Origin of the sequence: Collinsella aerofaciens (genome assembly GCF_015557435.1) — a bacterium.
Lineage (GTDB): Bacteria > Actinomycetota > Coriobacteriia > Coriobacteriales > Coriobacteriaceae > Collinsella > Collinsella aerofaciens_Z.
The window spans coordinates 1-14,931 of record NZ_JADNOH010000053.1 but is presented as its reverse complement, the minus strand read 5'-3'; the positions used below and the strand labels follow the sequence as shown (position 1 = coordinate 14,931).

12 protein-coding genes and 1 tRNA gene are annotated in these 14,931 nt (G+C 58.7%); 12 read left to right on the top strand and 1 reads right to left on the bottom strand.

Annotation, left to right across the window (positions count from 1 at the left end; all coding sequences use genetic code 11):
- The first annotated feature begins 178 nt into the window (after window positions 1–178).
- Window positions 179–2,620, top strand: a complete 2,442-nt coding sequence (locus I2G43_RS05070) for a tetratricopeptide repeat protein (RefSeq protein WP_195535332.1) — start codon at window positions 179–181, stop codon at window positions 2,618–2,620.
- Between the two features lie 92 nt (window positions 2,621–2,712).
- Window positions 2,713–2,803 (top strand) — tRNA-Ser (locus I2G43_RS05065).
- Window positions 2,804–3,123: 320 nt separating this feature from the next.
- Here the strand turns inward: I2G43_RS05065 and I2G43_RS05060 are convergent.
- Entirely contained in the window at window positions 3,124–4,464 is a 1,341-nt protein-coding gene (locus I2G43_RS05060; protein WP_195535331.1) for a D-alanyl-D-alanine carboxypeptidase family protein, read from the bottom strand.
- Window positions 4,465–4,661: 197 nt separating this feature from the next.
- On the opposite strand from I2G43_RS05060, the gene I2G43_RS05055 reads away from it, so the two are divergent.
- The 10 genes from I2G43_RS05055 (at window position 4,662) to htpG (ending at window position 14,848) form a co-directional block, all read left to right on the top strand.
- Window positions 4,662–5,357 (top strand): response regulator transcription factor, encoded by a 696-nt coding sequence (locus tag I2G43_RS05055; RefSeq protein ID WP_195535330.1) that lies wholly within the window; start codon window positions 4,662–4,664, stop codon window positions 5,355–5,357.
- 25 nt (window positions 5,358–5,382) lie between these two features.
- Window positions 5,383–6,621, top strand: coding sequence for a sensor histidine kinase (locus I2G43_RS05050; RefSeq protein ID WP_117647938.1), 1,239 nt, complete (start codon window positions 5,383–5,385; stop codon window positions 6,619–6,621).
- 103 nt (window positions 6,622–6,724) lie between these two features.
- Window positions 6,725–7,600, top strand: a complete 876-nt coding sequence (pstB, locus tag I2G43_RS05045) for a phosphate ABC transporter ATP-binding protein PstB (protein ID WP_192934545.1) — start codon at window positions 6,725–6,727, stop codon at window positions 7,598–7,600.
- A gap of 64 nt (window positions 7,601–7,664) precedes the next feature.
- Window positions 7,665–8,393 carry a response regulator transcription factor gene (locus I2G43_RS05040; protein WP_089572665.1) on the top strand — a complete coding sequence of 243 codons (729 nt, stop codon included), beginning with the start codon at window positions 7,665–7,667 and terminating at the stop codon, window positions 8,391–8,393.
- A gap of 3 nt (window positions 8,394–8,396) precedes the next feature.
- Window positions 8,397–9,821, top strand: a complete 1,425-nt coding sequence (locus I2G43_RS05035) for a sensor histidine kinase (protein WP_324249500.1) — start codon at window positions 8,397–8,399, stop codon at window positions 9,819–9,821.
- A 195-nt stretch (window positions 9,822–10,016) separates the two neighbouring features.
- Window positions 10,017–10,673, top strand: coding sequence for a YveK family protein (locus tag I2G43_RS05030; protein ID WP_195535329.1), 657 nt, complete (start codon window positions 10,017–10,019; stop codon window positions 10,671–10,673).
- 2 nt (window positions 10,674–10,675) lie between these two features.
- Window positions 10,676–11,413 (top strand): CpsD/CapB family tyrosine-protein kinase, encoded by a 738-nt coding sequence (locus tag I2G43_RS05025; RefSeq protein ID WP_195535328.1) that lies wholly within the window; start codon window positions 10,676–10,678, stop codon window positions 11,411–11,413.
- 17 nt (window positions 11,414–11,430) lie between these two features.
- A complete protein-coding gene (locus tag I2G43_RS05020) occupies window positions 11,431–12,081 on the top strand; it encodes a tyrosine-protein phosphatase (protein ID WP_195535327.1) in 651 nt (216 codons plus the stop codon).
- A gap of 39 nt (window positions 12,082–12,120) precedes the next feature.
- Window positions 12,121–12,621, top strand: a complete 501-nt coding sequence (locus I2G43_RS05015; protein ID WP_195535326.1) for a GNAT family N-acetyltransferase — start codon at window positions 12,121–12,123, stop codon at window positions 12,619–12,621.
- 202 nt (window positions 12,622–12,823) lie between these two features.
- Complete coding sequence (gene htpG / locus I2G43_RS05010; RefSeq protein ID WP_195535325.1) at window positions 12,824–14,848, top strand: molecular chaperone HtpG; 2,025 nt, start codon at window positions 12,824–12,826, stop codon at window positions 14,846–14,848.
- Window positions 14,849–14,931: the final 83 nt, after the last annotated feature.

The following is a 14,931-nucleotide window of genomic DNA, read 5'->3' as shown; positions in this document are numbered from 1 at the left end:
CCTATACGCCGCACCATTTGAGATTAAAGCTCCCGGCAACGGGGGCTTTTCTTTTGCGCCAGCTTGAGTGCTTTTGTCCAAAGGGACGATTTCCTGTCGACTCGTGTAAGATTCCGAGTAGATGTCGCGACTTATTCGCGACCACTCCTTCTCAAGCGACCGATCAGGGTGATATTTCGTGGCAGAGCGTCCGACATACAAGCTCAGGTTTCTCGATCCCAAGAAGCGCTTTCCGGCGATGCCCGAGCAGCCTGCGGGACGCTCATATGGCGTGGTCTGGAAACTCTTTGGCGAGGATCAGCATGAATCTTGTTATGTCGTCGAATTCGTTGGCAAAAGCCATGTGTCGCTTTTGGGCTACGTAAGCGTTTCGGGTGAGGTGTACAAGGTGGACCGCCCCGTCAGCGAGGCTCCGCTGCCCAACGATCCCGACATGGAACTGGTCCTTGACGAGTCGGACTCCGGTATTGGTGAGATTATGGTGAGGGGAGCAAACGGCACGATGCGCGCGTGCGCGCGAACCGTCGGCTCTCCCGAAGGTCCCATGCGCGAACAGTCCGATCACGAGACATGGAATTCGACCCGCTCCCTTCCTTACGGTGAGTTCATGGCATCGATGTTCCTGCGCTACGTGATATTCGCTGACTCCGAAAATACCATTGCGAGCACGGCGGACGCCGACGGACTCGACGAGGGTATGCAAAACGATGTCGACAAGATCAAGCTCGTAAAGCTGCCCGAGCCGGTCGAGGTGTTTTTGGGCTTTAACACGACACCGCTACCTGACGCTATCGAGACGCTGCTCTACCGCGTTGACCATGCCGAGAATCCGAGCGGTATCGAGCGCTATGCCGCCGCCCTTATGAGTGAAATTGACTTGCCTCGCTTGCGCACCATCGCCGCTAAGTCCGAGATGAGCCTGGCTCGCATCGATCGCTCAAAGCTTTTCTATCTCAATTTTGATCGCAGCCTGCTGGACCAGGACGAGATTGACATGCTGCTTGCCATCGAGTGCCGTCTCAACCGCCTCTCCGGTATCCTTGAGCGCATCGGGGCCGGATTGGTCCCTGCGGCATCCTCGCCGAGCCTTGAGGGCTGCGCGCTCTTTGATGCGTGGCATATCGCCAAGACGACCAACGATGTTCCCCGACTGCTCGATACGGCCTCGAGCGATAACCCGTGGGGCAAACCGGGTACGGTGGCTTGCCAGCCGGGCGGTGAGTGGGATGTGCGTACCCGCTTCGCGCGTATCGTCGAGGCGCTTAACGTGGTCACACGGCTCGACTATACCTATCGGGCAAACGTTGCCGAGGGGATTATGCTCGTTCGGTTTGGGCAGTCTGTCGTGGATGCCATGCCGCAACGTGAATACGATGCTCAAGATGACGCCTGGCGCGAGCTGGACGAGGACACACGCGCGGTCTGGGCCGCGGAGCACGATGCGCGTGTGGCACTCACGCTTGCGGCAGCGTGTTTTGCCGCGGGCACCTGCATCACGCGCTGCTATGTGCAGATTGCTGCTCCCGACAGTGAGCAGGGCGAGCGCGTTGTCGCAACGTATTTCTTTGGGCGCGCGGCCTATCTGGCCGATTGCGTGCCTGTCGCCAAGGATCTTGAGAGCATGGACATGGACGATATGCCGTGCAAGCGTGTGCTTGAGGCGTATGAGTCAACCGCTCCGGAGACGATTGAACCGGCGGAGGTTCATGCTCGTCCGCGTGATGACCATCGCACGCTGCCGCCGGCGCTGCGCGATTTGCTGCTTGCCGATACGGCTGACGAGTTGGAGGTCATGGAAGAGGACGACGACCCATACGTGGCCCGTGTTGTTGAATTGCGCGAGCAGGCAAAAGTCGACCGTACAGGTGCTTTTGAAGGCTTTTCCCGTCTTGTTGAGGAGTTGGAGGCTAAGTGCGCCGTCGCCGAGCTTTTGGCGACAGGTCCGGTTCAAACGCAGTTTTGCGATAACCAGCTGGTGCGCATGGTGCTACCGGTGTTGGAAGAAGACCGCTCTGTGCGAATCCTTCGTGCGCCCGATGCGCTGTACTTTGCCCAGCACGAGATCTGCAGCTTTTACGCCGAGCAAGAGGACTTTGAACGAGCACTGCCCGAGGTGCGCCATCTTTACGATCTGGCGCGCTCGTCCATGCAGTCGCACTTTGCGCTCATCAACGTACTTGCGCGTCTGGAGCGCTTTGACGAGATTATCGAGGTGGCGCGCCACGGCTTGCGCATTGCCAGCGATCGTTCTGCAATCGGCTACCTGTTCTATCGCTTGGCGTTTGCCTATTGGAATTGCGATCAGCTCGACCTGGCACTGGCTTGTTACCGTCTGGTGCCGCGCGGCGAGGAGTCGGGCAGCAGCGCGCTGGAAGAAATGCAGGGCCTTATGAACGAGATGGGTGTCAGCGAGCCTCCGACGTTCGAGGAAGCGGTCGAGACCATCCACAAGGCTGGACTCGAGCTGCCGCCAGTGTCCGCCGTGACGAATCAACTGGCAGATGCCGCTGTGCAACTGGTCGACAACGGGTTCTTTTTCCTGGCACGCGGTTGCATCTTCCAAATGTGGCGCACCATGGGCAACGACGAGCTCGGCTCCCTCAACCGCTCGCTGGGGTAGGCGAAGCTTCCAAGGAGGAACGGATGCTAGGCAATTAGAAAATTTCCTCTTGCCCATCCTTGGCTGTTTGGTTACTATAGAACAGCTGTTACGGAGAGCTGACCGAGAGGCCGAAGGTGCTCGCCTGCTAAGCGAGTATGCCCCAAAAGGGCATCTGGGGTTCGAATCCCCAGCTCTCCGCCAGTATGACTTGAAAGAAGGGTCCCATTTGGGGCCCTTTTTTGTGTGGAGAAAGGAGGCTGGGGATTCGAACCCGAGAGGGCACGGGCGTTAAGCAAACGCGAAAGCGTTTGTAGCCCGTGGGCGAAAAGCCGCCAGGCTTTGAAGCCGGAGGGCATGCGCAGCATGCCCGGACATCCCCAGCTCTCCGCCAGTACGAATTTGAAGAAGGGTCCCATTTGGGGCCCTTTTTATTATCAAGAATGGCGGCTGGGGATTCGAACCTCAAAAAAGGGGGCATCCTTTCGGACGCCTCCTTTCAGTGGACTTATTATTCTTGCGCCCTACACCTCGGGCGCCTTGGCGACGGTCTCGCTTTCTGCCGTGAGTGGGCGGTTGTCGATGCGACGGCCCAAGCGATCGAGCTTCACGAGTAGCCATTCAATGGGATTCGGCCCTGCGGCTTCCTCGTCGGCAACTAGGTCCATGACGGCGATCTTGGTGCCGTCCTGCTTGAGCGTGACGCTGCCCACCTTGTCGCCCACATGCACCGTGCCCGAAAGATCGTCGTAGCTAACCTTTTCGGTCACCTCGCCGGCAAGGGAAAACACGGTCGCTTGCGCCGTAGGATCGGCGAGTGTGGCGTCGATCGTCTTATCCGTCCAGTCGGTTTGGCCAATGCGCGCCATAAGCGGGTTGCCGTTGGCGGTCTTTTCCTGCGTGTTGGCGATTGCGACCGTCACCTTGTGGCCGTAGTACCAGTTGGCAAGGCTGGCGGTATCGGTAAAGCGCTGGTCGGTGGTGGTGGAGTTCAAAATAACAGTGTAGATCTCGTCGCCGTCGCGGTTGTAGGCGCTCGTAAAGCAGTAGCCCGCGTCGTCGGTGGTGCCGGTCTTGCCGCCAATGTTTCCGTCCTGACCGAGCAAAACGTTGTGCGTGTCCATGGAATGCGAATGGTCGGTGCCGTCGGCGCCCGTGACCTCGATCCAGGAATCCTCGCTCGCTACGACCTCGCGGACCGTGTCGTTTTTCATGGCCTCCTGCATCATCAGCGCTACGTCGTGTGCGGTTGAGTGCATATCGCCAGCCCACTCATCAAAGTCCAGACCATGCGGGTTTTCAAAAAGCGTACCGGTGCAGCCGAGCTTCTTAGCGCGCTCGTTCATGGCCTTCACAAAGGTTGCCTCGGCGTCTTTGGTCTTAGGGTCGATCTTCTTGCCCACATATTCGGCGAGCACGACGGCGGCGTCGTTGCCCGAGGGAATCATCAGGCCGCGCAGTGCCTGCTCCACGGTAAGCTCGTCGCCTTCGAGCAAGCCGGCGGTCGAATTACCCACGGTGGCTGCGGCGTTGCTCACCGTGACCTTCTCGTCCATCTTGCAATTCTCGACGGTTAGGATTGCGGTCATGACCTTGGTGATCGAGGCGATTTTAACCTGCTCATCGGCGCCGCGCCCATAGTAGACGGTGCCGTCTTTGCCCATGACGAGCGCATTGGTCGCATCGATATCGGGCAGATTTTCGGCCGTGATGCCGCGCGCATCGGCGGTTTTGCCGCAAACATTGTCGGTCGTGAGTACTTGGGCGCCGGCGACGGTGGGCACGCCAGCGGCAAGGGCGATAGCGCAGACAAAGCCGGCGGCAAGCTGAGCTGAGCGCTTTGCAAAAGAGGTGAGGGACTTCACAGATTTCGCTTTCGACGGGATGGTCTCTTCTGGAACTAGAGTATATCGTTTGCCGGTGTCGGCGATCATCGCGTGCGTGCGTGGCCCACATCCGCGCCCGAACGGGCACAAGGGTGCTTAAGGCCGACTTAATCACCCACGCTTGTTGTGTGTGGCATGCGCCCCCTCGGGCATAATGGAGCGCGAGAGGAGCACGCATGAACGAGCGCATTTTGGTAGTTGATGACGAAAAGGCCATCGCCGACTTGGTTGGTATCTACCTTACAAAAGAAGGCTTTGACGTACAGGTCGCCTATAGCGGGGCCGATGCTGCCAAGGCAATCTTGGAGCAGGAGTTCGATCTTGCGCTGCTGGATGTCATGCTGCCCGATATCGATGGGCTTGAGTTGCTGCGTACGATCCGTTCCAGCCATACCTATCCCGTGATCATGCTGACGGCGCGCGATGCCCAGCAAGACAAGATCGAGGGCCTTTCGCTTGGCGCGGACGATTACGTGGTTAAGCCGTTCCGTCCGCTTGAGCTCATCGCGCGCGTGCATGCTCAGCTTCGTCGCTACACCAGCTACGGTAGCCGCGCGCAGGTGGCCGAGTCGCCGACCATCCAGCTCGACGGCCTGGAGATCAACCGCGATGCTCGTTCCGTAATGGTGGACGGTGCGCCGGTGCGCCTCACGCCCATCGAGTATTCCATCTTGCTGTATCTGGTCGAGCATCGCGGCAGTGTGGTGGCCGTGGAGGATCTGTTCCGCGCGGTGTGGAACGAGGATTTTATGCCCGGCTCCAACAATACGGTGATGGTGCACATTCGCCACCTGCGCGAAAAGATCGGTGACGACGCTCAAAAGCCGCGCTTTATCAAAAACGTCTGGGGCGTCGGCTACATAATCGAATAACGCCTTTGATGGTGGGGAAGTGGATATGACAAAAGACGATAGGCAGGCATTCGAGGTGCCCGATCGACTCTTTGAATACGTGAGGTCGGTCGTCGACAACCGCGCGCTTGCAACGGTGCTGCTCTTTTTGCTGAGCCTGCTGCTGATTGGCATCGATAACATCGCTGGAATCTTGGCGGTGCTGCTTGTCGGCTTTTTGCTGATCGATCGATTTGAAATCGTACGCCGCTGCGTGGTGATTGGCGGTGCCGCGTGGGCCATGACGTTGGCGATTGGCGCCATGGCACTCGGCGGCATCGAAGGGCCGGTGCTGTTCGATGCCGGCTTTGTATTCAACATGCTTGGCTTTGTGCTAGCGCTTGCCGTGTGCGTGCTGTTCTTTTGCGGCCGCGCCCTGTACTACCAGGGCTATGAGCAGGGCGAGCAGCATGCCGATTGTGTGCTGGCCGCTCGTATTCAAGATCGCCTGATCGATCACCCCGACACCTGGGACAACATCGACGGCGACTTCCTGGAGGTCGAGGGCGCACTCAACCGTGTGCGCGATCGCGAGCGCAAGGTGCAACAGGCCTTGCGTGACGAGTCTCATCGCAAGGACGATCTGGTCACGTACTTGGCACATGACCTACGCACCCCGCTTGCCAGTGTGGTGGGCTATCTTTCGCTGCTTCAAGAGGCTCCTGAGCTGCCGGTTGAGCAACGTGCGCACTTTACGGGCGTGGCGCTCGACAAGGCGCACCGGCTCGATGCGCTCATCGAAGAGTTCTTCGATATCACGCGCTTTGACTTCCACGATATCGTGCTCACGCGCGGCTATGTTGATCTGGGGTTGCTGCTGGCTCAGGTGGCTGACGAGTTCTATCCCATCCTCAACGAGCAGCATAAGGAAGCCCAGGTTGATATTCGCGAGGACCTGACGGTGCTCGTGGATGGCGACAAGATGGCCCGCGTGTTCAACAACATCATGAAAAACGCCGTCGCCTATAGCTATGAGGGCTCGACTATCACGATTGAGGCCAGGCGCCAAGACGATGGCGGTGTGCGCGTGCGCTTTATCAATCAGGGCGATCCTATCCCTGCGGCTAAGCTCAAGGTGATCTTTGAGAAGTTCTATCGCCTGGATGCGGCGCGTGCGACCAATCGCGGTGGTGCCGGCCTGGGCCTTGCTATTGCCAAGGAGATCATCGCGGCACACGGCGGTACCGTTGCATGTGAATCGACGCCCGAACACACGATATTCACCATCGAGCTGCCCGCCGCATAGCCAGTGTGCCCTTACAAACACTTGACAATGTGCTCACGTGCGTATGAGCCGCGATTCCTACTATCGATACTGCTGAATTGATATCGATATGGAGGTGTGCGGTATGACGGCTGCTGCGGCTGTGGAGCCCACGGAGCTTGAAGAACTCATGGAAGCGCAGGCCGAGGCCGCGCATGAGCGCGAGGTTGGGGATGCGACTCGCCCCACGGCAGAGGATCTTGCCGCCTCGCCGACGCGCATCGACGTCGAGGGCCTCGACCTGTTCTATGGCGATCACCATGCGCTCAAGGACGTGAATATCAAGATCCGCGACAAGCAGATCACTTCGTTCATCGGGCCTTCGGGCTGCGGAAAGTCCACGTTGCTGCGCTGCTTTAACCGCATGAACGACGGCATCAAGGATTGCCGCATCGAGGGCAAGATTGCGCTCGATGGTCAAGATATCCTGGGCGATTGCGACATCTGCCGTTTGCGCCAGCGCGTGGGCATGGTGTTCCAACGCCCCAACCCATTTCCCATGAGCATCTACGACAACGTCGCCTACGGTCCTCGCGGTATGGGTGTGCGCGACCGCGCCGTGCTTGATGAGCTGGTCGAGGACTCCCTGCGTCGCGCTGCCCTGTGGGACGAGGTCAAGGACAAGCTCAAAGAGTCAGGCCTGGGTCTTTCGGGTGGACAGCAGCAGCGCCTGTGCATCGCCCGCGCACTTGCCGTGCAGCCCGACATTCTGCTGATGGACGAGCCGACCTCGGCACTCGACCCTGTGTCGACGTTGGTGGTGGAGCAGCTGGCCTGCGAGCTCAAGGAGACCTGCACGCTGGTGGTCGTGACGCACAACATGCAGCAGGCCGCGCGTATTTCCGATTCGGTTGCGTTCTTTTTGCTGGGTGAGCTGGTGGAGCACGCGCCCACCGCGCAACTCTTCAAGAATCCGTCCGATCCGCGCACCGCGGATTATTTGACGGGGCGTTTTGGCTGACGCTGTCTTTTACAGGTGCCTTTAGGGTTAAGATGCGGTCATATCGGCCGCAAAGGGGTTCAACATGATCTATTACGTCGAGGACGATGACAACATCAGGGATTTGACAGTCTACGCGCTGCGCAAGCAGGGAATCGAGGCCGAGGGCTTTTCGTGTGATGGCGAGTTTAAAGCTGCCGTGGCACGACGGGTGCCCGATGCTGTGCTGCTCGATATCATGCTGCCCGACACCGATGGCTTGGCGATTATGCGTCGCCTGCGTGCCGATCGCCTGACGGCGACGGTGCCCATCATGATGCTTACCGCCAAGGACACCGAACTCGACAAGGTGATGGCGCTCGATGGCGGTGCCGACGATTACCTGACTAAGCCGTTTTCGCTCATGGAGCTTGCGAGCCGCTGCCGCGCACTGCTGCGTCGCGGCGGCATGGTCAAGCAGGCGAGCGATGTGCTCAGCGTGGGCGACATCGTGCTCTCGCCCAGCCATCGCGAGGTGACCGTTGCCGGCGAGCCGCTTAAGCTCACCCTGCGCGAGTTCGACCTGCTCGAGTACCTCATGCGCAAGCCCGGCGTGGTCTTTACCCGCGAGTCGTTGCTGCAGAGCGTGTGGGGCTGGGACTTCGACGGCGGTTCGCGCACCGTCGACGTGCATGTGCAGACGCTTCGCCAAAAACTGGGCGAGCATGCCAGCGCCATCGAGACCGTGCGCGGCGTGGGTTACCGCTTGGCCGAGCCTTCTGCCGGTGATGGTGCCGAAGGCGACGACACCGCGGCCACCGCATCGGAGGAGTAACCCGTGGTCTTCGCCCCCCAGGGAAAACATACGCTGTCGCACCGCGTTTTTGTGACGATCTTTGTCTGCGCCATGGCGGTTATCGTGGCGTTTACGGTGCTGGGCGCGTTCTTTGTGCAAAACACTTTGGCGGATGCCACGAGTGCCAATCTGGCGCAGGAAACTGAGCTCATTGCTGCCGCCCTCGACGAGCAGCAGGAGCCCATTCCGTTCTTGCGAAGCCTCGATCGCGAGGATCTTCGTATCACGCTGATCAATAAGGACGGATCTGTTGCCTACGACAACGAGGCGTCGCCTTCCACACTGCCCAACCATGGCGATCGCCCCGAGGTCATCGAGGCCTTTGAGAGTGGTTCGGGTTCCGCGGAGCGCGCAAGCTCTACACTCGACGAGATTATGCTGTATCGCGCTGTCACCCTTGATAACGGCCAGGTCGTTCGCTTGGCGCAGGCCCAGCCTGGCGTTGCGGCGATTTTGCTGTCGATGCTGGCGCCGATGCTGCTTATCGCAGCAGCGGGTGCAGTACTCTCGTTTTTTATGGCGCGCCGTGAGTCCCGTGCCATCATCGCGCCGTTGCAAGAGGTGGATTTGGATCACCCACGCCGTAGCTATGAGCACGCCTATGCCGAGATGGTCCCCATGCTTGAGCGTATCGAGTCGCAGCGCCAGGAACTCAAGCGCCAAATGGCGGTGCTAGCGGATAACGACCGTATGCGCCGCGAGTTCACGGCGAATATCACCCATGAGCTCAAGACGCCGCTTACGGCGATTTCGGGCTATGCCGAGCTCATCGCAAATGGCATGGTCGAGGGCGAGGACGACCTGCGCAACTTTGGCGGTCGCATCTATCGTGAGGCGGGCCGCTTGTCAGCGCTTGTCAACGACATCCTTACGCTGTCTAACTTGGACGAGGCCGAACGTGCAACTGAAGGCGAGGCAGTGCCCATTGGGTCCACGGAGCCTATTGAGCTCTCGCGTGCGATCTACGCGGTTGAGCAGCGCCTTGAACAGGTTGCCCGTCAGGCGAATGTGACGATAAGTCATGAGACCAAGCCTGTGGTCATCGAAGGCGTGTCGCGCCTGATTGACGAGCTCATCTATAATCTGGCAAGCAACGCCATCCGCTACAATCGGCCCGGCGGTACGGTTACGCTGCAGTGCGGCACCAACGACGAAGGCTATCCGTTCCTCGCTGTCGCCGACACGGGAATCGGTATCGCGCCTGAAGAACAGGGCAAGGTATTTGAGCGGTTCTATCGCGTGGACAAGAGTAGGTCCAAGGCACGCGGCGGAACCGGCCTGGGGCTTGCCATTGTCAAGCATGCGGCCCTGTATCATCACGCCGCGCTCGATCTGTCGAGTGAGTTGGGCGTGGGAACCACCATTACGGTGACGTTTCCCATACAGCAGGACGAGCCATTCGCATAGCGATACAACATAGATATTGATGTAGACGCCGCATTTGACTTTCGGGTGCGGCGTTGTTGTGCAATTTTACGATTGCTTCCGACATTTTTACAGAAGAGCCTGTTTCTTATGTATAGAGTTTGGTCTCGGTAAAAAGATGCGATAACATACGGACAGTTTTGTCAATCCGAACTGGGGAAATGAAAGGCAAGCTGCATGACCCTTCTCGAACTGTTCCAGCTGCTCAAAAAGCACCTTAAGCTGGTCATCACCCTTCCGGTGGTCTGCGCGATCGCCATGGGCATCGTGTCCTTCGTTGCGATGGACAACACCTATACTGCGACGACGAGCATGTACATTCTCGCCAAGACCGACGATAACGGTCAGATGAGCTACAACGATCTCTCGGCGAGCCAGATGCTTTCCAACGATATCGCCACGCTGCTGGATAGCGATAGCGTTAAGAGCGGCGCCGCCAATGAACTGGGCCTCACCGATCTGGATGACTACAAGGTGTCTGTTTCCTCCGAGACCACCACGCGTGTCATTACGCTTTCGGTTACCGGCACCGATGCCAAGGAGACGGCTGAGGTCGCAAAGGCCATTGCCAGCTCGGCGAGTACGGTCGCTCAGAACGTCGGCGCTGCCCAGAGCATCAACGTTATCGACGAGGCTAAGACCCCCGAAGCCCCCAGTGGCCCCAAGCGCACGCTGTATATTGCCGTCGCGTTCCTCGCCGGTATCTTTATCGCAGTTGCCTATGTCGTTTTGGCAGACATGCTCAATACCCGCATCCGCGGTGCCGAAGAGGCAGAAGAGCTCCTGGGTATTCCCGTTGTTGGCCGAATTCCGGCTATGAAAGGTGGTAAATAGGCATGGCTAAGGCAAAGAACACCGATAAGCTCGTTGTACAGAATGCCGCCAAGACCCTTCTGGCCAACATCCGCTTTGCGAGCGTGGACGACCCCATTCGTACCATCACCGTTACCTCCTCGATTCCCAACGAGGGCAAGTCTACGGTTTCCATTAACCTTGCTCAGGCAATCGCCACGAGCGGCAAGTCCGTGCTCCTGGTCGAGGCCGATATGCGCCGCAGGTCCCTTTCCGATATGCTCGGCGTTCGTTCGCGCGGCGGACTCTATGCGGTCCTTTCCGAGCAGATTTCCATTGACCAGGCAATTGTCGAGACGGGTCAGAAGAACTTCTACTTCCTCGATGCCGAGCCACACATTCCCAATCCTGCCGACATCATCGTCTCCCATCGCTTTTCCAAGTTGGTCAAGGCACTGTCTGCTAAGTTCCAGTACGTCATCTTCGATGCTCCTCCGGTCGGCACCTTCATCGATGCTGCCGAGATTGCCAGCCTGACCGACGGCACGCTGTTCGTGGTGCGCGAGGACTTTACCAAGCGCGAGGAGGCGCTCAACGCTATCGCCCAGCTTAAGAAGTCCGAGAAGGTCAAGCTCATCGGTACTGTCATGAATTACTGTGAGACCGAGACCAGTGAGTACTACTATTCTTACTACACCAAGGACGGTAAGAAGGTTAAGAAGGGCTCCGGCGATCAGGGCACTTCCAAAAAGGGCATCTTCACCAACCGAGCAAACGTTTAGTTGATTAAGGCCGACCTATGCGTGACATTCATTGCCATATCTTGCCGGGTGTAGACGACGGCGCCGCCGATCTCGAAGAGAGCTTGGCGATGCTCGAGGCTGCCAAGCGGGCCGGTGTAACCAGAATCGTTTGCACTCCTCACTGCCGTGATCCCTATTTTGATTACGACAAGATGTGGGATGCCTTTGAGCTGCTGCGCGATAACGCTGACGGTTTTCCGCTCCAGATGGGCTTCGAGGTCAACCATCGAAAGCTCATTGAGCTTGGTATCGATGCCGCGGAGCACCTGCATTTCGATGGGACCAACGAGTTTCTGCTCGAGCTTTCGACGCATGCCGATGCGTATGCGTTTAGAGAGTACGAGAACACGATTTACGATTTACAGTGCCGTGGCTACCAGGTGATCATCGCTCATCCTGAGCGCTATCGTGCGGTTCAAAAGGATGTAAGCGTGGCGGAGCGCCTGGTCGATATGGGCTGCAAGCTGCAGGCTTCGGCGGACTTTATTGCCGGCGGTCGCTTTGGTCGCGAGAAAAAGCCGGCACAGCGCCTGTTCGATCAGAACCTGTACAGCTTCATCGCGAGCGATGCCCATAATGTGGGTCATTACGACTGCCTGGCGAAGGCTCGCGCGAAGTTTAGCGTGCGCGGAGCTCATTTTCGCTAAAATCTGTCCCTAACGTTCGCATTGAATGAAAGGGCAGCCATGGATATCCAACTTAAGACGGGATGCTTTGATGACGCGGCGTTGGTGCGCCGCGTCGTTTTTATGGACGAGCAGGGCTACGAGAATGAGTTCGACGCTATCGACGAGGATCCGAACTGCATCCATGTGACGCTCTATGTAGACGGTGAGCTTGCCGGTTGCTCGCGCGTGTTTCCCGAAGAGCTTGAGCGCGCGGCTGACGCAGAGGCTCCGGTGTCGCCGGCGTGCGACTTGGACGAAGGCGTCGCGGCGGGGGAGACCTACATTATGGGGCGCGTGGCTGTGCTGCCGAGCATGCGCCGTCTCGGTCTGGCGAGCAAGATTGTCGAGGCCAGTGATACGTGCGCGCGTGATGCCGGCGCCAAGCTCATTAAGCTGCATGCGCAGGAATACGTGCTGCCGCTCTATGCCAAGGCGGACTACACGCAGATTGCCCCGGTGGACTACGAAGACGAGGGCCAGCCCCATGCTTGGATGGCCAAGCGCGTAGATGGCAGATAGGGACGTTCCTTTCCTGCCGGCAGTCGGGGACACTCCTTGGCAATTGGCGCATCAGAGCGTTTGGACATACAGTTTTTCGATTCCGTATGTATATATGCGCGCTAATGGGTTATAAAATCTAAGTCTGAACATAGCAGGTCTGCGATGCGGCTCGGGCAACCGGGCCGTTTTTGCGGACGGGGGTAGCGCGAAAGGACTGCACATGCGTCAATTTAAGACCGAGAGCAAAAAACTGCTCGACCTCATGATCAACTCCATCTACACCAATAAGGAAATCTTCCTGCGCGAGCTTATCTCTAACGCGAGCGACGCCGTCGACAAGCTCAACTTTAAGAGCCTGCAGGACCCGAGCGTCAAGCTCGACCAGGGCGACCTGGCTATTCGCGTTTCCTTTGATAAAGACGCCCGCACCATTACCATCTCGGATAACGGCATTGGCATGACCGCCGAGGAGCTCGAGCGCAATCTGGGCACCATCGCCCATTCCGGCTCCGAGGAGTTTAAGACCGAGAACGCCGAGCAGCAGGGCTCCGATGTCGACATCATCGGCCAGTTTGGCGTGGGCTTCTACTCTGCCTTTATGGTTGCCAGCCACGTAAAGGTTGTCAGCCGCGCCTATGGCGAGGACACCGCTCACGTGTGGGAGTCTGATGGTCTTGAGGGTTACACCATCGAAGACGGCGAGCGCGCCGAGCACGGCACCGATGTCATCCTGACGCTGCGCGAGAACGAGAAGCTCGACGCCGACGGCGAGGCCGAGACCTACGATCGCTTCCTGACCGAGTGGGGCCTCAAGAGCCTGATTCAGCAGTACAGCAACTATGTGCGTTACCCGATCCAGATGATGGTGTCCAAGAGCCGCCAGAAACCCAAGCCCGAGGACGCCGGCGACGACTACAAGCCCGAGTACGAGGACTACCAGGAGCTCGAGACCATCAACTCCATGACGCCGATCTGGAAAAAGCGCAGCTCCGACGTTGAGCAGAAGGATTACAACGAGTTCTACAAGTCCACGTTCCACGACTTTGACGATCCCGCGCGCACTATCAGCTTCCATGCCGAGGGTACGCTTGAGTACGATGCGCTGCTGTTTGTGCCGGGTCGCGCCCCGTTCGATCTGTACAGCAAGGACTACGAGAAGGGCCTGGCGCTCTACAGCTCCAACGTTCTGATTATGGAGAAGTGCGACGACCTGCTGCCCGACTACTACAACTTTGTGCGCGGTGTCGTGGACTCTGCCGACGTGACGCTCAACATCTCGCGTGAGACGCTGCAACAGAACCGTCAGCTCAAGGCCATTGCCAAGCGTGTCGAGAAGAAGATCACTGCCGATCTTGAGGACATGCGCGACAACGACCGCGAGGCATACGAGAAGTTCTTTGAGAACTTTGGCCGCGGCCTTAAGTACGGCATCTACTCGAGCTATGGCATGAAGGCCGATGAGCTCGCCGACCTGCTACTGTTCTGGTCTGCCAAGGAGCAGAAGATGATTACCCTGGCCGAGTATGCCAAGGGCATGCCCGAGGATCAGAAGGCCATCTACTACGCCGCCGGCGACTCGCGTGAGCGCTTGGCCAAGATGCCCGTGGTAAAGGGCGTGCTCGAGCGCGGCTATGACGTGCTGTTGCTGACGCAGGATGTGGATGAGTTCACGTTCCAGGCTATGCGTGAGTACGTTGCCGCCGATATGTCCAAGATCTACGAGGACGACGCCGCCCGCGAGGCTGCCGAAAAGGCCGTTGCCGACGGTGCCGAGCCCGAGGTCGAGGATCGTCACCTGGAGCTCAAGAACGTTGCGACTGGCGATCTTGATCTGGCGACCGAGGACGAGAAGAAGGAGGCCGAGGACGCCACCAAGGAAAACGAGGACCTCTTTAGCGCTATGAAGGAGGCGCTCGGTGACAAGGTCGAGAAAGTTGCCGTCTCCGCGCGCCTGACCGATGCCCCCGCTTGCATCACCACCGAGGGTCCGCTTTCGCTCGAGATGGAGAAGGTGCTCCAGAAGGGGCCCGAGGGCGCGCCCGACGGCATGCCCAAGAGCCAGCGCGTGCTCGAGCTCAACGCCAAGCACCCGGTCTTTGACAAGCTTGTCGCTGCCCAGAAGGCAGGTGACGCCGACAAGATCAAGCAGTACTCCGGCCTGCTCTACGATCAGGCCCTGCTGGTCGAGGGTATCCTCCCCGAGGACCCCGTTGCCTTCGCGGCGGCTGTCTGCGAGCTTATGTAATCGGTTCCGCCGTTCTACCGAACGGCGGACCGGCCGACGCTGCAAGCCCGCCAGAGCGGCAATCTGCCTTTCAACTTCGGCGG